The organism is Ensifer sp. 4252, from assembly GCF_050434565.1.
In the GTDB taxonomy this organism is placed as follows: Bacteria; Pseudomonadota; Alphaproteobacteria; order Rhizobiales; family Rhizobiaceae; genus Ensifer.
Map to the genome: position 1 here is coordinate 960,582 of NZ_JBNDIU010000001.1, position 18,255 is coordinate 978,836.

An 18,255-nucleotide genomic window follows, 5' to 3' on the forward strand; every position below is an offset into this window, starting at 1 on the left:
GTCGGCCGAAATGCGGCTGCCCGCCGCCGGAAGGCGAGAAGTGAATGGCGGCGCGAAAGCTCTACACCATCGGCCCGGCAAGGCCAAGAAGCCGGGGAATTCTTTCCCCCGGCCTCGCTTTGGTCAGACAGCGCCGAGAAGCTCAGGCGGCCTGTTTCCTGGCAAGCCGTGCCTTGATGCTGGAAACGTCGGCGCGGGGCGTCGCCGCAAACAGCGTCTTGGTGTAGCTGTGCTTGGGATCGGCGAAGACCTCGTCGCGGCTGCCGTATTCGACCGCCTCGCCGAAATACATCACCATCACGTCGTCGGCGATGTAGCGCACCACCGAAAGGTCGTGGCTGATGAAGACGTAGGTCAACTGGAACTCGTCCTGCAGGTCCGCGAGCAGGTTCAGCACCTGCGCCTGAACCGACAGATCGAGCGCCGATACCGGCTCGTCCAGCACCAGAAGCTTCGGGTTGAGCATCAGCGCGCGCGCAATGGCGATACGCTGGCGCTGACCGCCCGAGAACATGTGCGGGTAACGATTGTAGTGCCGCTCGTCCAGACCGACCTTCTTCAACATCGCCATCGCCCGCTCGCGACGTTCGTCGGCGGGCGTCTTGGTGTTGATGATCAGCGGCTCGGTCAAGATGTCGCCGATCTTCTGGCGCGGGTTGAGCGAGCCATAGGGGTTCTGGAAGACGATCTGCACCTTGCGGCGCATCTCCGGCGTCAGGTCGCCCTTGGTGATGTCGATCTTGTTGCCATCGATCAGCAGTTCACCCGATGTCGCCGGGTCGATCAGCGTCAGGATGCGGCCAAGCGTCGACTTGCCGCAGCCGCTTTCGCCGACGATCGCCAGCGTCTTTCCCTTTTCGACCGAGAAGCTCACGCCCTTGAGCGCATGCACGGTCTTGGCCTTTTTCATCAGGCCGCCGGGGATATGGTAGTCGCGCACCAGATTGCGCGCTTCGAGAACGACGGTCATCGGGCGGCTCCTTGAAGGCTCGGCTCATCGACGAAAAGCTCGGTGATGGTCGGCAGCCGGTCACCGGTCGCATTGTCCGGCAAGGCCGCCAGAAGCGCGCGCGTGTAGTTGCTCTTCGGCGATTCGAACAGCGACAGCACGTCGGCCTCTTCCATCTTGCGCCCCTTGTACTGCACGACGACGCGGTCGGCGGTCTCGGCGACCACGCCCATATTGTGGGTGATCATGATCAGGCCCATGACATGCTCGGCCTGCAGTCGCATCAGGAGGTCGAGGATCTGCTTCTGGATCGTGACGTCGAGCGCCGTGGTGGGCTCGTCGGCGATCAGGAGCTTCGGATTGCAGGCAATGGCGATTGCGATCATCACCCGCTGGCACTGACCACCCGACATCTGGTGGGGATAGTGCCCCAGCCGTTCGGCCGGATCGGGAATGCCGACCGCCTCGAACAGCTCGATCGCGCGCTTGCGCCGTGCCGCCTTGTCCAGACCGAGGTGAATGCGCAGCACTTCCTCGATCTGGAAGCCAACCGTGAAGCACGGGTTGAGGCTTGCGACCGGCTCCTGGAAAATCATCGAAATGTCCTTGCCGATGATCTTCTTGCGCTCCGCCGACGACATGCCGAGCAGGTCGCGACCGTTGAACGTCAGCTTGTCGGCAGTAACCTTCGCCGTCCAGGGCAGGAGGCCCATGGCCGCCAGCATCGACACGGACTTGCCCGAGCCGGACTCGCCGACGATCGCCAGCACTTCCTTTTCATGAACCTTCATCGACACGCCGTCGACGGCGCGGAAGGGACCGGTGGCCGTCTGGAACTCGACGACCAGGTTTTCGATTTCGAGAAGCGCCATGATCAGGACCTCTTCAGCTTGGGATCGAGTGCATCGCGCAGGCCGTCACCCATCAGGTTGATCGCCAGCACCGTGACCAGGATTGCAACACCCGGAAGCGTCACCACCCACCACTTGCTCTGGATGAACTCACGCGCTTCGGCGAGCATCGTGCCCCACTCCGGTGTCGGAGGCTGGGCGCCCATGCCGAGGAAGCCGAGGGCAGCAGCGTCGAGGATCGCGCTCGAGAACGACAGCGTCGCCTGGACGATCAAAGGCGCCATGCAGTTCGGCAGGATCGTCTTGAACATCAGGCGGCCGTGGCCGGCGCCTGCCACCTTCGCGGCAATCACGTAGTCACGGCTCTTTTCGCTCATGACGGCAGCCCGCGTCAGGCGGACGAAGTGCGGCTGGAAGACCAGCGCGATGGCAATCATGGCATTGGTGAGGCCCGGCCCGAGAACGGCGACCAGCACGAGGGCCAGAAGCAGCGACGGGAAGGCCAGGATGATGTCCATCACACGCATGATGACGGTATCGACCCAACCGCGGAAGTAGCCCGCGATCACGCCGATGAAAATACCGCCGACCAGCGAAAGCGTGGTGACGATGACGCCGACGAACAGCGAGAACTGAGTGCCGTAGATCAGGCGCGAGAGCATGTCGCGACCGACGGCGTCGGTACCGAGCAGGAACTCGGCGCGGCCGCCTTCCTGCCAGACGGGCGGGATCAGCACGGCATCGCGGTACTGGGCGGTCGGGTCATGCGGGGCGATGATCGGAGCGAAGATCGCCAGCAGGACGAGGAACAGGAAGAACACGAGGCCGATGACGGCACCGCGGTTCTCGGAGAAGTAATACCAGAATTCGGCCAGTCGCGCCCGGCGGGACGGATCTGTCGAAACGGCGCTCGTTGCAGCAGCTTGAGACATATCGCCCTCCTTAGTGCCGGATACGCGGGTTGATGAGACCGTAGAGCAGGTCGACGGCGAGGTTCACCAGCATGATGATGCCGGCAATAACCAAGAGGCCACCCTGAATGACGGCGTAGTCGCGCCTAAAGACGGAATCGACCATCCACTTGCCGATGCCCGGCCAGGAGAAGATCGTCTCGGTCAGGATCGCGCCGGCGAGCATGACACCCACCTGCAGGCCGATCGTGGTGATGACCGGGATCATGGCGTTTCGAAGCGCGTGAACGCCGACGACACGAAAGGTCGAGAGGCCCTTGGCGCGCGCCGTGCGCACATAGTCTTCCGAAAGCACTTCAAGCATCGCCGACCGGGTCTGGCGCGCAATCACGGCCAGCGGAATGGTGCCAAGCACGATCGTCGGCAGGATGAGATGGCTCACCGCAGACTTGAAGGCACCCGCCTGCCCCGACAACAACGAGTCGATCAGCATGAAGCCTGTGACCGGCGGGAAGAAGTACATCAGCGAGATGCGGCCCGAAACCGGCGTCCACTGCAGGATGCCCGAGACCAGCATGATCAACAGCAGGCCCCACCAGAAGATCGGCATGGAGAAGCCGACGAGGGCGGTGCCCATGATCGTCTGGTCGACGAAGGAACCGCGCTTGATCGCCGCGATGACGCCGGCGGGAATGCCGAGCACGATCGCGAAGATGATCGCGCAGAGCGAAAGCTCCAGCGTCGCCGGGAACAGTTCGAAGAACTGGTCGATCACCGGCTTCTTCGTCACGATCGACGTGCCGAAGTCGCCCTGAACGACGCCCCAGAGATAATCGAGGTATTGGATCACGATCGGCCGGTCGAAACCGAGCGCGTGTGAAATTTCCGCATGCCGCTCCGGCGACATGACACGCTCGCCCGAAAGCAGGGCGACAGGATCGCCCGGAAGCATGCGAATGAAGGAGAAGGCAATGATGGAGACCCCGATGAAAGTCGGGATCAGGACCGCCAAACGCCCCAAGAGAAATCGAAACATGTTTTACCCCGCGCCACGTTGCCGCGCCGTTGTCTCCCGGCGCTGGCACCACTGCATGTTTCCTTAAACCCTTCGGATTTGAGGGCAAAAACATGCAGCAACTCAAAGTGCTACAGCGACTTTTGCGCGTCTGACAAGAAGCACGGCGCTGTAGTAGATGCAAAGAGGGGCGTTTGCCCGTGGCAAACGCCCCCTTTCGGATCAGTTCATTAGCTTACTCGACAATATCCACGCCGTCGAAGGCAAAATCGCCGAGCGGGCTCTGGACGAAGCCTTCGACATTCTTGCGCATCGGGACGACCGACAGCGAGTGGTCAAGCGTTGCCCAAGGCGCTTCGCGCTTGAACACGGTCTGAGCCTCTTCGTAGAGCTTGGTGCGCTCTGCCAGGTCGGACGTTTCCTTGGCCTTCTTTACCAGGGTGTCGAATTCCTGGTTGCACCACTGAGCGCGGTTGTTGCCGCCGACAGCGTTGCAGCCGAGAAGGGTGTCGAGGAAGTTGTCCGGGTCGCCGTTGTCGCCGGTCCAGCCGAGGATGACGGCACCGTCACGGTCCTTTGCCTTCGACTTGTCGAGGTATTCGGCCCATTCGTAGGACACGATCTCGACCTTGACGCCGATCTTGGCGAAGTCAGCCTGCATCAGTTCCGCAGCGCGGCGGGCGTTGAGCATGTACGGGCGCGAAACCGGCATCGCCCACAGCTTCATCGACAGATCCTTGACGCCTGCGTCTTCGAGCATCTTCTTGGCTGCGTCGAGGTCGTAGGTGTCGTCCTGGAGCGTGTCGTTGTACGACCACATTGTCGGCGGGATCGGGTTGGTTGCCGGCTGGGCAGCGCCCTGGAACACCGCATCGACGATCGCCTGCTTGTTGATCGCCTTGTTCAGCGCCTTGCGCACTTCCGGCTTGTCGAACGGAGCCTGCGTCGTGTTGTAGGCGAGGTAAGCAACGTTCAGACCGGCCTGTTCCATGACCTTAAGGTTCGGATCGGCCTTCATGGCCTGCACGTCGGCCGAGTTCGGGTACGGCATCAGGTGGCATTCGCCGGCCTGCAGCTTCTGGAAGCGAACCGAAGCGTCGGTGGTGATCGCGAAGACGAGGTCGTCGATCTTCTGCTTGCCACCCCAGTAGTCCGGGTTTGCCTTGTAGCGGATGACGGCATCCTGCTGGTAGGCGACGAACGCGAACGGACCGGTGCCGAGCGGCATCTGGTTCATCTGGTTCATCTTGCCTTCGGCCTGCAGCTTGTCAGCATATTCCTTCGACAGGATCGAAGCGAACGGCATGGCGATGTTGGCGAGGAACGGTGCTTCCTTGCGCGTCAGCGTGAACTTGACTGTCAGGTCATCGACCTTCTCGACCGACTTGATGACTTCCGGGAAGCCCATGCCGGCTGCGTATTCCCACGAAGCGCCGGTCACGTACTTGTTCCAGGGATTGTCCGCCTTGAGCTGGCGCTCATACGAGAACACGACGTCGTCAGCGTTCAGCTCGCGAGTGGGAGTGAAGAACTCCGTCGTCTGGAACTTCACACCCGGACGCAGCTTGAACGTGTATTCAAGGCCGTCGTCGGAAATGGTCCAGCTCTCAGCGAGGCCCGGCTCGGTTTCGGTCGTACCCTTCTTGAACTCGAGCAGGCGGTTGTAGACCGTGTGCGCCGCTGCGTCGAACGTCGTGCCGGCGGTGTAGAGGCCCGGGTCAAAACCCTCCGGCGAACCTTCCGAGCAATAAACGAACGTTTTCGACCAGGCGGAGCCGGCCATCAGCGTGGCAAGCGCCGTCGCTGCGAAGAGAGTAGTGAGCTTTTTCATGAACTTTGCTTCCCAGATTTGTTCTTGTTCTCGTATTTTCCTGACGCGGAATGACGTTTGCCCCCGGTCAAGGCCGGATGGAACGACATTTGGCGTCGCATTGCAATAAGTCGCCAAACAAATTTGTCTATGCGAAAAATTCCTCCTACGGCGGAGCCGGAAATCTGTCCACTGTTTTAGAACACCCTGACATTTCCATGTGCTTTTTCGGCCGCTGCCCGGCCGGCGTGCAGCGCCCCGATCCAGTTCATCGTGACGGCGTGACTGATGTGCGACGGTGAAAAGGCGGGAGTGCGGAACGGGTCAGATGTAGCCGACCGAATCCACCATGCACCCGCCCTGCGTGTGTCGGCCCAGCCGGACGATCGGGCGATTCGACGAAATCGCAAGAAATGGTCAATCCCAAGATAGTTGGGTAGAAATCCCCCGTGCGATCGTGCAATAGAACCTAGACAAAATCTCGGGGGAGACAATCGACGTGCCAAAACGTCCTTGGGAGGGGGCGGCATCCGCCTCTCGGCGCTTTCAACATCGCGGCGACGCGACCGCGAGACGACCGCGATGACGCCGATCCGCAATTTCGCCACCGGCTTCATGCGGTTGACTGAGCCGGTCTTGCGAGCAGACTGCCGCCTCGCGACAAAGGGGTAGCGCACGCGTGGCAAGTTTGCTGGAAAATCACAGACGCTACGATCTCCGCGACGATCTGGAGAAAGCGCTCAACCGCGTCGACTTCTTCCGCATCTTTCACATGATGGCATTGCGGTTCGGCTTCAATCATTTCGGCATTCTGCAGCTCGGCAACGAGAACGACGCCTGCATGTTGTCCACCCGGCTCGTGCTGCACGATCTTCCGTCGGGCCTTGCGGAGGAATACGACAAGCGCCATCGGTTCGGCGATTCGCTTTTCTACAAGACCCTGCACACGTCGATCATTTCCTCGGTCTGGAGGTCAGGCGATCCCGGCTGCGCCAATGGTCAGAACCTGCTGGTCCAGCTCGGCTTCGAGCTGCTCTTGAGCGTGCCGGCGCATGCGGCAGCGACAGGCGCGCGATACGCCGTCCTGTTTCTGGGTGACGGCAACGACATCGGCCGCTCCGAGCATTTCGAGCTGACCTATGATGCGGTCTGCGCCTTCGACTATTTCTATCGTATCGCGCTTTCCAACAAGGCCGGTATGGGCCTGACACCGCGCGAGACGGAGATCCTCAAGTGGATCTCGCATGGAAAGACGGCAAGCGAGATCGCGCTGATCGTATCGGTCTCAGAACACACCGTGAATTCGCACACCGCGACGATCCTGAAGAAGCTGGATGTCGTCAATCGGACGCAAATGGTGGCGAAGGCGATACGCGAACAGATCATTCAGTGAAGCCGATCGACGGGGCGATCTGAATCTGGCGGCGTCGCAAGGCGGAACCGCTCACAGCAGACGCCGCAGAAACGATGCAAACTCGCCGCCCCACCCGCTTGCCGATGACAGGCGCGCGCAGCAGAATGGCTCCCGGTCACTCAGGTACTTGGACGATCATGACACAAAAAGCCCATATCCTGCTCGTTGACGACGACCCTGCAGAGAACCTCATTCTGCGCGGGCTGATCAAGAAGGTCAGCACTATCGAGATCGAACTGCATTATTGCCAGACGATCGAAAGCGCGCTCGAATTCCTCCGCTCTGGCAAACCGGTCTCGATGGTGTTGATGGACAACCGCCTTCAGCCGCAGCGCGACTTCCGCGAAACCGTACCGGCGCTCCGGTACCAGGGCTTCATCGGCCCGATCGGCGTGATCTCGGGGTCGCTCGTCGAGCCCTATTTCCAGAGCCTGGAAGAGTACGGCGCAGATTTCCGGATCGACAAGTCCGAGATCGATCCAACGGCAATAGAGTTCATCTTAAGGGAATATCTGGCGCCGAACTGAAGGGGCGGCCGGCAGCCGCTTTGAGCGGCTACATCATGCAAGCGTTACGGCGCCGGGCGTCAGACGCACGGAGCCGTAAAAGCTAGATCAGGCCGCGGTCGTCTGCGGGCGCTTGGTCTCTTCCAGGCCGAGCAGGAAGTTAATCTGCGGACGCGCCTTGACCAGATCGTCGATGGTGTAGCCCTGAAGCACCTCGAAGAACGCGTTCAAAGCCTTGCGCAGAGCGGCATTGAGGCCGCAGCTGTCAACCAACGGGCAATCGATTTCACCAGCTTCAAAGCACTCGGCCATCGCGAAGCTGTCTTCCGTCACCTTGACCACATCGAACAGGGTGATCGCAGAAGCGGGCTTCGGCAGTCGTACGCCGCCGTTGCGGCCACGAACGGTCTCGACAAGGCCGGCGCGTGTCAACGGCTGGAGAATCTTGAACAGAAACAGCTCGGAGACGCCATAGGCCCTGGCGATTTCAGGAACGCGGCTGAGCTTCTCGCCGTTTGCGGCGCAGTACATCAACATGCGAACTGCGTAGTTCGTTTGTTTCGTCAGTCGCATCATTCGCTCCGGAATCGAGAGGTTTATCGAACCTTCATATAGGACGGATCGTAGTTTGGAACAATTCCAAAATACCAAAAAAGTCACATCTGCTTGATCGTTAACCGTTTCCCGGTTGACTGTTTGGCGGCTGCCAATCAAAAAGATGAGCGATTTTGTTAACTTAGCTCACACCAAAAAATGGAGGAAGCCATGTCCGTTTCAAGAGCTGCAATGGGCGTATTGTCTCTTACCGCAAGCCTGTTCGCGTCCACCGCGGCCTGGGCCGATGGCGAGGTCAACATCTATTCCTATCGTCAGCCCGACCTGATCAAGCCGCTGCTCGACGCCTTCACCAAGGAAACCGGTATCACGACGAACGTGCTCTTCCTCGACAAGGGCCTCGTCGAGCGCATCCAGGCCGAGGGCGCCAACTCGCCTGCGGACGTGATCCTCACCGTCGACATCAGCCGCCTCACCGAAGCCAAGGACGCAGGCGTGACGCAGCCGGTCGTCAACGAGACGATCAACAAGGACATTCCGGCACACTTCCGCGACCCCGATGGCAACTGGTTCGGCCTGACCACCCGCGGACGCGTCGTCTACGCCTCCAAGGATCGCGTCGCCGAAAACGACATCACCTATGAAGAGCTCGCCGATCCGAAGTGGAAGGGCAAGATCTGCACCCGTGATGGCCAGCACTCCTACAACATCGGCCTGTTCGCCTCGATGATCGCCCATAACGGCGAAGCCGAGACCGAGAAGTGGCTGACTGGTCTCAAGAACAATCTGGCGAAGAAGCCCGATGGCGGCGACCGCGACCAGGCAAAGGCGATCCTTGCCGGCGAATGCGACCTCGCACTCGGCAACACCTACTATGTCGGTCTGATGCTGACCAACGAGAAGGAGCCGGAGCAGAAGGAATGGGCAGCGGCCATCAAGGTGCTCTTCCCGAACGCCAAGGACCGCGGCACGCATGTGAACATTTCGGGTATGGCGCTCGCCAAGAACGCTCCGAACAAGGACAACGCGCTGAAGCTGATGGAATTCCTGTCGGAAGGCGAAGCGCAGAAGATCTACGCCGAGCAGGTCTACGAATATCCGGTGCTGCCGGGTGCCGAGCCCTCCGACGTGGTCAAGTCCTTCGGCACGATCAAGCCCGACGAGCTGCCGTTGGCCGACATTGCCGCCAACCGCAAGAAGGCATCGGAACTGGTCGACAAGGTCGGCTACAACGACGGTCCGCAGGACTGATCAAAACCATCGCATGAATTGGAAGCAGCGGGCCGTGTGCCCGCTGTTTTCGTTCTGATGACAGCATCGCGCCTTATGTGGCGACGCGGCTCGACGGGCAGAGGCCTACTGACCCTGCGCCCTCAGTTCGCCGGCATAATCGAGGATCGCCTTGCGCCGTTCCGGCGTGCCGGGATGGGTCGCCAAGATGCTGGTATCGGAACTGTCGCCAAGCTCCTTTTCGAGCAGGTCGAAGAACCGTGCGATCGCCGTTGGGTCACGCTTGGCCTTCAGCATCAGTTCCACCGAATGCCGATCCGCCGCCGCTTCCGCGCTACGCGAATAGGAGAGCGTAAGGAGGCCAGCGCCCTGCACCAGAATGTCTTCAACACCGGACCCGATGTCGCCGCCGATCATCATGATCAGCCCGGCGACGCCGGCGGCACGGTAGATCTGCCGCAGGCTATGCTCGAGCTCGACGTGACCGATCTCGTGCGCCAGCACACCGACGATCATTTCGGTATCGTCGCCGGCAAGCTCGATCAGCTCATCGGTGACAATCAGCGTGCCGTCGGGTAGCGCGAAGGCATTCGGGCCGATGGTGCCACCCTTGCGGAAGTTGAGGCTATATCCGCCCTCGCCGCGATCGGACTGGCGCGCGATCGCATTGAACCCGTCACGGATCTTGTTCTGCCGCTCAGCTGCAAGCGCCGACGTGTCGAGCAGCGTTCGATCCATTGTTTCCAAGGTGCTTGCCGACATGATCTTCGGCACGATCGGCGGCGTCACCAGCACGGCGACTTCGACGAGCGCCGGCACGGCATAACGATAGATGGCCACGCCGCAGAGCACGGTCGCCAAAACGACCGCGATCAGGCGCGGGTGGAAACGCTCCCACTCGTGGACGAGACTGGTTTTTCCCTTCCGTTTGAGGAAGCGATCCATGGCGTCGTTGTCGGTCGTCTCGAACAGCGAACCGTCGGGAAACTCGACACGACGCGGAATGGCGCCGACACGCGCGGAAATGTCGACGGCGGCAAGCACGCCGCCTGCAAGTTCGACACCGTCCTCACCCAAGGCCTTGACGCCGCCGCCATCTTCGATCAGCCGCGAGGGCACCGACCGGCTGGAACCGGCCGGATGCCACTCGCCAACAGCAATCTCTGTGACGCTAGAAGCCAAAGTCGAAGCCTTCGAAATCCATGAACTCCGACCCGACGGCCGAACCTTCCTGGGCGATCTTGTCGAATATCTCGCCGACATTACCTTCGAAATGTACACCCGTATGTTCATTGACATAGCGCGTCATGCGCACCGCAGCCCAGGGACGCATCAGGCCCAGCGTGAAGAGGGTGACGATCACGTTGGTGATCGCGATCCAGGCGTAACGGCCCCGCGACAGATCGCTCGTCAACTGATGCTTGCCGTCGAAGGTCGTTGCCGACCAGGCGACGTTGCGAACGCCGGCACGATAGAACAAAGCCGCGACCCCGAAGATCGAGAAGAACGCGATGTAGCCGATGACGAACAACGCAATCATCGAAACCTGCATTTCCGGGGTGGCCACATAGGAACCGTCGAACAGCGTCATGATCACGGCCAGGTTGAGGAAACCGATAAAGGCGATGATCAGCAGGCCAGCAACGATGATGGCCGCCGACAGGAACCAGGACTTGTAGATCGCACCGACCGAAGGATCGGTGGTAAATGCCCTTTGTCCGTAACGCAGGTTGCTACCGATGTAGCGGTAGGACCAGCGGCTGGCGAGCGGCACCAGGATTCCGAGCGTCAGAACCGAGATGACCGGGCCGACGATAAAGGCGAGGAACGCACCGCCGACGCCGCCGACGAAATCGAACCGCACATTGCGATAGCTGGTGACGCGGGCACTGAAGCGCAGGCCTCTGACAACCAGCCACGGCACGAAGGCCACCAGCAGCAGCGCAAGGATGATGCCGGCGATCGGCACGAAGGTCAGCATAACGTTGTAGAAAATCAGGTAGGCGAACACGATCACCCGGCCGATCAGGATCTGCTTGCCCTTCGCATGATATTCGAAGGCGCGCCCGAGCAGCACCGTATTGCCGTAGAAATAGCGGTTGCGGCGGACTTTGGCCCAGGCGGAATAGATGCCGAGCGTGATGATCGTCAGCAGCACGTTGACGATCCAGATGCCAAAATACTCTTTCCCGCTGCCGGTAAACGACAGGCGGTGGAAATTGTCCGGTACCCTCTGCGTCAACGTCCCTTGCATCGACGCCGTTTCGGCCACGACCATGATAAAACCTCTCTCAATGAAATCAGCTTGCGGCGGCCAGCTATCACACAGGCGCCGCGTTGCGACAGAATGACGTCATTTGTGAACCCAGCGAACTGTGGCTATCCCCCCGGATGAGCCTTCCATGCAAAAGAACGGTCGAAATGCCTGCAATATTCGATCAAGGCGCGAATCAATTTACCGCCGCCTCGAGGATATCAAATTAGTTGCAGCGCAACATGGCATGCAACAGGAAGTGCCCGGCAAGCAACAAAAAAGGGCCTCCCGAAGGAGGCCCTTTAGGCGGGAGGATTTTTATCCCGTGTTTACTTCATCGTCGGCATGACGAACTCGGCACCATCCTTAATGCCCGACGGCCAGCGCTCGGTGATCGTCTTGGTCTTGGTCCAGAACTTGATCGAGTCCGTGCCGTGCTGGTTGAGGTCGCCGAAGGACGAGGACTTCCAGCCGCCGAAGGAGTGGTAGGCGAGCGGAACCGGGATCGGAACGTTGACGCCGACCATGCCGATGTTTATGCGCGAGGCGAAGTCACGGGCAGCATCGCCATCGCGGGTGTAGATCGCGACGCCATTGCCGTATTCGTGCTTCATCGGCAGGTCGAGGGCTTCCTCGTAGTTCTTCGCGCGAACAACCGAAAGAACCGGTCCGAAGATCTCGGTCTTGTAGATGTCCATGTCCGGGGTGACGTGGTCGAACAGGCAACCGCCGATGAAGTGGCCGTTTTCATAGCCCTGAAGTTTGAAGTCGCGGCCGTCGACCACGAGTTTCGCACCCTGCTCGACACCGCTGTCGATCAGGCTTCTGATGCGCTGTTCGGCTTCCTTGGTGACGACCGGACCCATGTCGGCCTTTTCGTCGGTGTAGGGGCCGATGCGCAGGCTTTCGACCATCGGCGTCAGCTTCTGGATCAGGCGGTTGGCGGTTTCTTCACCGACCGGAACGGCAACCGAGATCGCCATGCAGCGCTCGCCGGCCGAGCCGTAGCCGGCGCCCATCAGCGCATTGGCGGCCTGGTCCATATCGGCGTCCGGCATGATGATCATGTGGTTCTTGGCGCCACCGAAGCACTGGGCGCGTTTGCCGTTCATGGCAGCGGTGCCGTAGACGTAGCGAGCGATCGGCGTCGAGCCGACGAAGGATACGGCCGAAATGTCGGGGTTGGTGAGGATCGCGTCGACCGCGCTCTTGTCGCCGTTGACGACGTTGAGGATGCCGGCCGGCAGACCTGCCTCGATCATCAGCTCGGCCAGGCGGACCGGAACGGACGGATCACGCTCGGACGGCTTCAGGATGAAGGCGTTGCCGCAGGCGATCGCCGGGGCGAACATCCACATCGGGATCATGGCGGGGAAGTTGAACGGCGTGATGCCGGCGCCGATGCCGACGGCCTGGCGGATCGAGTACATGTCGATGCCCGGGCCCGCACCTTCGGTGAACTCGCTCTTCTGCAAGTGCGGAATGCCGATGACGAATTCGCAGACTTCCAGGCCGCGAACGAGATCGCCCTTGGCGTCTTCGATCGTCTTGCCGTGCTCGCGCGACAGGATTTCGGCCAGCTCGTTCATGTGGGTGTTGAGGAGTTCGACGAACTTCATGAAGACGCGGGCGCGGCGCTGCGGGTTGGTGGCGGCCCACTTCGGCTGCGCGGCCTTTGCACTGGCGACGGCAGCGGCGAGTTCCGCGTCGCTTGCCAGCGCCACGGTGCCCTGCACTTCGCCCGTTGCTGGGTTGAAGATGTTGCTCTTGCGCCCGCTGGTGCCGGCGACGCGCTTGCCATCGATGAAATGACCGAGTTCGTACATGGATGTCTCCTCCTGACCTTGATTGTGGCGGCATGATCGCACTACGATTTGAACAAAGCAATTTCCGATATTCAGCAACCGTTGTGCGCAGATTAAAGTCCATGGAGATCAGAAACATGAATTGGGACGACGTGAGAATGTTTCTGGCGGTCGCGCGCACCGGGCAGATCCTTGCCGCTTCCAAGCGGCTCGGCCTCAACCATGCTACGCTCAGCCGACGGGTGTCCGCCCTTGAGGAAACGCTGAAGACGCGGCTTCTGGTACGCCGCCCGAACGGCTGCGAACTGACGGCCGAAGGTGAAATCTTCCTGGCGGCAGCCGAACGCATGGAAACTGAGATGCTGGCGGCACAGTCGCAGATCGGCCGCATCGACACGGCGATTGCCGGCACCGTGCGCATCGGCGCGCCCGATGGGTTTGGCGTCTCCTTCCTTGCACCGCGCCTCGGCCGGCTGACGGCGCGATATCCGGAACTGAAGCTGCAGCTCGTACCGGTGCCCCGCTCTTTCTCGCTGTCGCAGCGCGAAGCCGATATCGCCATCACCATTGAAAGACCGGAACAGGGACGCCTGGTTTCCTCCAAGCTCACCGATTACACGCTCGGTCTCTACGCCTCTTCGACCTATCTTGCGCAGCACGGCACGCCGCAAACCATCGACGACCTCAAGCACCATCGCCGCATCGGCTATGTCGAGGACCTGATCTTCACGCCGTCGCTCAATTTCTCCGCCGAGATCATGCGCAGCTGGGACGCCGCCTTCGAAATCTCCAGCGCCACTGGCCAGACGGAGGCGGTGCGCTCCAGCGCCGGCATCGGCATCCTGCACAACTACATCGCCCGGCACACGCCCGAACTCGAGCGCATCCTGCCGGAGACCACGATCCGGCGCGCCTATTGGACCACCTACCACGAGAGCGCGCGCGACCTGGTGCGCGTGCGCACAGTAGTGGCGTTTCTGCAGGAACTGGTGACGGCAGAGCACCAGATGTTTGCCTGACCGTGCTCCAGAGCCGGAGGGATTCGGGACGATCACGCCGGCGAATGTCTCTACCCACAGAATCCAACGCGGCGGTCTCGCCAAGCGCGTTTTCGCTGTCAATGTGCGACTTGTGAAGCTGCCGACATCAATTCTTCGGAGTTCAGCGCTTGGCACATATTTCGGCCCCGGCCCTCAACTTCCGTGAAGCTCCAGCGCACCACACCTTCCCGATCGAGCAGGAACTGGCCGACGAGCTGCATATGGCCGGGTATCCTCACCTGCTGATCGGCTTCCGTGATTTCGTACCCATCCTTCTCGCTGAGAAGATCGCCCGCGGTCGCCGGATCCATCGGCTCAGGCAATTCACCCGGCCGATCGACCCGCATCGTCATGATCACGTCCATTCCGACCTTGCGTGGCCAGTCGGTCTCATTCTCCGTGAACTCGACGAGGGGTAAGCCGAAGGCGCGGTGTGAAGCTCGCTCCGGATCCGATGCAGCAAGAAGACCGGGTATCGGATGATAGCGGAAATAGAGTCGCGCGCGCTCGACCGGGGTGTTGACCACCGCCAGAGAATCGACGCCTTTTTCGCGCAGGGCCGCGTTGCACTGTGCCATCGCCGCGACATGGCGTCGGCAGAACGGGCACAGCAGACCCCGAAACAAACCGATCAACAACGGGCGACGGCCGCGAAAATCATCAAGTGCGATCTTCCCCTCGCGTGAGATCGCATCCAGCACAAGGTTCGGAGCCTGGTCGCCCGGTTGTAACGGATGGTCCAGATGATGTGCAGACATGGTCAACCTCCTCGCCCGAAAGACCAGTGAAGAAGAGGCAGCACAACAAGTGCTTCGAGGTCGAGCCCGTACTGGGCGCAAACGTCCTGCTTCGTCGCAGAACGCTCTCGACCTCCGCCACGTTGCGAGGTCGAGATTAAGCGCTGCATGGCCTGACCTCTCGTCTTAGCGTACAGCCAGGATCGACCTGAGAATGGCCTCACATTGACCCACGAGCAAGCAGTAAACAGCGAATCGTCATCCGTGCAAGACGGCACGGCGGCGAGGACGAATGACCTTCCTGACACGCGCCTTGCCTGGTTAGATGGACACTCCGGCCTCGCGGAGTCCGTCCGCCAGTCGATCGAGCACATTGGGATCCCGGTAGGGCAAGGCCCGCCTGAGGTGATCGATGGAAAAGTTCGGATTAACCTCGAATACCTCGCGCCAGTAACGGCGTGCTTCCTCGTGGCGCCCGATGCGACCATACAGGCAGGCGAGATAAAAGCGCGTCATGTCCGATCGCGGCGCAAGCGCCAGCCGCCGCTTGAAGGCGATCTCGGCCTCGCCGAAACGGCCGAGGTTCAACAACGTCCTCCCCAGGAAATGCAGCGACAGGTCGAATTGCGGATCGAGCCGATGCGCCCGTGTGTAGAATGGCAGCGCGTCTTCGTACCGACCTTGGAAATCCCGTATGGTGCCAAGTGCAGCATGGCAGCTCGCGGAATTGGGATCGAGTTCGATCGCCCTTTGAGCGGCACGCTCCGCTTCGTCGAAGCGCCGCATCCAGCAGAGCACGAGCGAGAGAGCGTGATGGCCATGCGGCTCGTTATCGTCGGTATCGATGGCCCTTTGTGTCAGCTCCAAAGCGCGTTCAAGATCGTCGGCCGTCCCGCCGTTCCACCGATTGATGAAATCGGTCAAGGCGATGATCGCGAGAGAAGCGTAGGCAGCCGCAAGCCCCGGATCGATGGCGATGGCACGCTCGAGCATGCTGCGCGCCTCCGCGGACGATATGGCGTTGAACTGCAGAATGGCCTGGCGGGATCGGACCAGCAGATCATAGGCTTCCGGATCGACCTTGCCGGGGCTCTCGCGTCGCTCTTCCTCGTCGGTTGTTAGCTTCACCTTGAGCGCGGTGACGATGGTGCGGGTCACTTCGTCCTGAACCGCGAAGATATCTTCAATTCCCCGATCGTAGCGCTCGGCCCATAGATGACCGCCGGTCGTGCCGTCAATCATCTGGGCATTGATGCGGATTCGATCAGCGGCCCGGCGCACGCTGCCTTCCAGGACATAGCGGACGCCAAGTTCCTGGCTCACCTTGCGGATATCCGGCGCCTTGCCCTTGTAGGCAAAAGAGGAGTTGCGGGCGATCACGAATAGACCGGATACCTTTGAGAGGTCCGTGATGATGTCCTCGGTGATGCCGTCGGCGAAATAACCCTGCTCCGGGTCGCCGGACATGTTGTCAAACGGCAGAACGGCTATCGATGGCTTCTTTGGAAGCTGCGGCGGGGCTTCGGCGACAATCTTGACGGGATCGTTCGTGCGGTCGTCCGGCGACCACGTCCAGATGTGCACCGGGCGTTCAATGTTCTTGACCTCGTGATGACCGCTGTCGACGAAGTCGAGGTCGATGCGACCATGCACATATTCATGAACGCCATCCGAAATGGCCACGCTGCCAGGCCTGGCAAGCGCCTCGATACGGGCCGCCACGTTGACCCCATCGCCGTAGAGATCGCTGTCGGCGACCATGATGTCGCCCATGTTGACACCGACGCGCAGCACGATCGCCGCGTCCGGCGGAACATCGCTGTTGGCGGCTGCCATGGCCCGCTGGAGGGCGGCGGCGCATTCGACGGCGTTGACGGCGCTGGAGAACTCTACGAGCACGCCGTCGCCGGTCCTCTTGAAGACGCGGCCCTGATGTGTGGCGACGAGCGGCTCCAACACCTCTTTCCATCGCGCCATGAGCTGCGTGTAGGTGCTTTTCTCGTCACGCTCCATAAGCCGGCTGTAGCCGACTACGTCAGCCGCCAAAATGGCGGCAAGCCGCCGTGTGATGGGTTCGTTGGCCATGGACAATGGCGCCTTCCTGGGGCGCCTTCCTAGCGCCCATTGGCGAAATTTTACTGGCGTCTTGTTCCCATGTCCATTCGGCTTGAAGCTGGTTGGTCGTTATCCAACATCGTTGCTGGGCGCACCAAGCTCCACCCGTGTGGCGGTTCAAAAAAATGTCGTCTTCAGGGTGCGATCCGGCCCTCGGGAACGACCGCTCGGGTCGATGGCGGAGATGGACACAGCGACATCTGGAATTCCGCGCCTGCCTTAAAGCGGATTCTAGCGCTGGAACAACCAACCCGCACCGTCGATTGTGGTGCATTTGTCGTGCAAATATCCGGAGAACGTCGATAGAGACGGAAGAGGGTGCGCGAAAAGCGCTTAATATCAGATAGATATGGAGAGAATGGTACGGTTGGGGGGTCTCGAACCTCCGACCTCAGGTGCCACAAACCTGCGCTCTAACCAACTGAGCTACAACCGCACATACGAGCGACATCAGTCGCTTGGCGGCTCACATACGGAGACTTCCGCCGCTTTGCAAGCCTAAACTTGAGATTACCCTGCAAAAAGACCGGATGGCAAGCCACCCGGTCCCATTCATGCCCAGCGCGGCCAGGGGCCGGCGCGGATCAGACCTTCTTGAAAGAAGACATCGCCTTTTCAGCGGCTTCCTTGCCAGGCTTTGCAACATTCTCGGCAACCTTCTTGGTTGCTTCCTGCATCAACTTGGTCTGTTCGACGGCAAGTTCAGCCTGCTTGCGGAAGAAAGAGGTCTGCAGTTCGACGAATTCGGACAGCGACTTCACGCCGAGCAGCGCTTCCATGTGCGAAAGCGAGTTTTCGGCATTGGTGCGCAGGGCGTCGATGGCCTTGAGGCCGAGTTCAACGCTACCGGTCTGGGCGCTTTCAAGCGTCGCTTCGACGGTTTTGCTTGCTTCCTCGGCAGCGGTCTTCATCTTGGAATAAGCGTCCTTCGACTGGGCAGCGCCCTTTTCCGCGAAGTCGCGGAAGCTGTCGGCAACCTTTGCCGGATCGAAAGAGGAGAGGGAAAATGCGTCGTCGGTCTTCTTGGTAGCCATGAAAGCGCTCCTTGGTGTCAGGGCCCTCT

General features: G+C 60.7%; 16 protein-coding genes and 1 tRNA gene. 4 read left to right on the forward strand and 13 right to left on the reverse strand.

Annotated elements, in window-relative coordinates:
* Positions 1-142 precede the first annotated feature (142 nt).
* The 5 genes from ABIE33_RS04760 to ABIE33_RS04780 form a co-directional block, all read right to left on the reverse strand.
* A complete protein-coding gene (locus ABIE33_RS04760) occupies positions 143-970 on the reverse strand; it encodes a dipeptide ABC transporter ATP-binding protein (RefSeq protein ID WP_429122019.1) in 828 nt (275 codons plus the stop codon).
* A complete protein-coding gene (locus ABIE33_RS04765) occupies positions 967-1,821 on the reverse strand; it encodes an ABC transporter ATP-binding protein (RefSeq protein WP_429122022.1) in 855 nt (284 codons plus the stop codon). The genes ABIE33_RS04760 and ABIE33_RS04765 overlap by 4 nt, the downstream gene beginning before the upstream one ends.
* Positions 1,822-1,823: 2 nt before the next feature.
* Positions 1,824-2,732 carry an ABC transporter permease subunit gene (locus tag ABIE33_RS04770; RefSeq protein ID WP_429122025.1) on the reverse strand — a complete coding sequence of 303 codons (909 nt, stop codon included), beginning with the start codon at positions 2,730-2,732 and terminating at the stop codon, positions 1,824-1,826.
* Positions 2,733-2,742: 10 nt separating this feature from the next.
* Positions 2,743-3,747: an ABC transporter permease subunit gene (locus ABIE33_RS04775; RefSeq protein ID WP_429122027.1), complete on the reverse strand. Its 1,005-nt coding sequence runs from the start codon at positions 3,745-3,747 to the stop codon at positions 2,743-2,745.
* A 214-nt stretch (positions 3,748-3,961) separates the two neighbouring features.
* Positions 3,962-5,557, reverse strand: coding sequence for an ABC transporter substrate-binding protein (locus ABIE33_RS04780; RefSeq protein WP_429122030.1), 1,596 nt, complete (start codon positions 5,555-5,557; stop codon positions 3,962-3,964).
* A 658-nt stretch (positions 5,558-6,215) separates the two neighbouring features.
* Here ABIE33_RS04780 and ABIE33_RS04785 point away from each other — a divergent pair.
* A complete protein-coding gene (locus ABIE33_RS04785) occupies positions 6,216-6,929 on the forward strand; it encodes a helix-turn-helix transcriptional regulator (RefSeq protein ID WP_429122033.1) in 714 nt (237 codons plus the stop codon).
* Positions 6,930-7,087: 158 nt separating this feature from the next.
* On the forward strand, positions 7,088-7,477 hold the full coding sequence (locus tag ABIE33_RS04790; protein WP_025425999.1) for a response regulator: 390 nt from the start codon (positions 7,088-7,090) through the stop codon (positions 7,475-7,477).
* An 87-nt stretch (positions 7,478-7,564) separates the two neighbouring features.
* On the opposite strand, the gene rirA is transcribed toward ABIE33_RS04790, so the two are convergent.
* Positions 7,565-8,029, reverse strand: coding sequence for an iron-responsive transcriptional regulator RirA (gene rirA / locus ABIE33_RS04795; protein ID WP_429122037.1), 465 nt, complete (start codon positions 8,027-8,029; stop codon positions 7,565-7,567).
* A 192-nt stretch (positions 8,030-8,221) separates the two neighbouring features.
* Between rirA and ABIE33_RS04800 the strand changes: the two genes are divergently transcribed.
* Positions 8,222-9,262, forward strand: coding sequence for a Fe(3+) ABC transporter substrate-binding protein (locus tag ABIE33_RS04800; protein ID WP_429122039.1), 1,041 nt, complete (start codon positions 8,222-8,224; stop codon positions 9,260-9,262).
* Between the two features lie 105 nt (positions 9,263-9,367).
* On the opposite strand, the gene ABIE33_RS04805 is transcribed toward ABIE33_RS04800, so the two are convergent.
* From ABIE33_RS04805 to ABIE33_RS04815, 3 genes are all read right to left on the reverse strand, one after another.
* Positions 9,368-10,423, reverse strand: coding sequence for a M48 family metallopeptidase (locus ABIE33_RS04805; RefSeq protein WP_429122042.1), 1,056 nt, complete (start codon positions 10,421-10,423; stop codon positions 9,368-9,370).
* A complete protein-coding gene (locus tag ABIE33_RS04810; RefSeq protein ID WP_429122045.1) occupies positions 10,413-11,519 on the reverse strand; it encodes a YjgN family protein in 1,107 nt (368 codons plus the stop codon). The genes ABIE33_RS04805 and ABIE33_RS04810 overlap by 11 nt, the downstream gene beginning before the upstream one ends.
* A gap of 305 nt (positions 11,520-11,824) precedes the next feature.
* The gene (locus ABIE33_RS04815; RefSeq protein WP_429122047.1) at positions 11,825-13,321 is read right to left on the reverse strand and encodes a CoA-acylating methylmalonate-semialdehyde dehydrogenase; all 1,497 of its coding nucleotides are present in this window, start codon (positions 13,319-13,321) and stop codon (positions 11,825-11,827) included.
* 116 nt (positions 13,322-13,437) lie between these two features.
* On the opposite strand from ABIE33_RS04815, the gene ABIE33_RS04820 reads away from it, so the two are divergent.
* The gene (locus ABIE33_RS04820; protein ID WP_429122049.1) at positions 13,438-14,319 is read left to right on the forward strand and encodes a LysR family transcriptional regulator; all 882 of its coding nucleotides are present in this window, start codon (positions 13,438-13,440) and stop codon (positions 14,317-14,319) included.
* 98 nt (positions 14,320-14,417) lie between these two features.
* On the opposite strand, the gene ABIE33_RS04825 is transcribed toward ABIE33_RS04820, so the two are convergent.
* From ABIE33_RS04825 to ABIE33_RS04840, 4 genes are all read right to left on the reverse strand, one after another.
* A complete protein-coding gene (locus ABIE33_RS04825) occupies positions 14,418-15,098 on the reverse strand; it encodes a peroxiredoxin-like family protein (RefSeq protein ID WP_429122051.1) in 681 nt (226 codons plus the stop codon).
* Between the two features lie 300 nt (positions 15,099-15,398).
* Entirely contained in the window at positions 15,399-17,162 is a 1,764-nt protein-coding gene (locus tag ABIE33_RS04830; RefSeq protein ID WP_429122054.1) for an adenylate/guanylate cyclase domain-containing protein, read from the reverse strand.
* 389 nt (positions 17,163-17,551) lie between these two features.
* Positions 17,552-17,628 (reverse strand) — tRNA-His (locus tag ABIE33_RS04835).
* 148 nt (positions 17,629-17,776) lie between these two features.
* Positions 17,777-18,226, reverse strand: coding sequence for a phasin (locus ABIE33_RS04840; protein WP_429122057.1), 450 nt, complete (start codon positions 18,224-18,226; stop codon positions 17,777-17,779).
* Positions 18,227-18,255 lie beyond the last annotated feature (29 nt).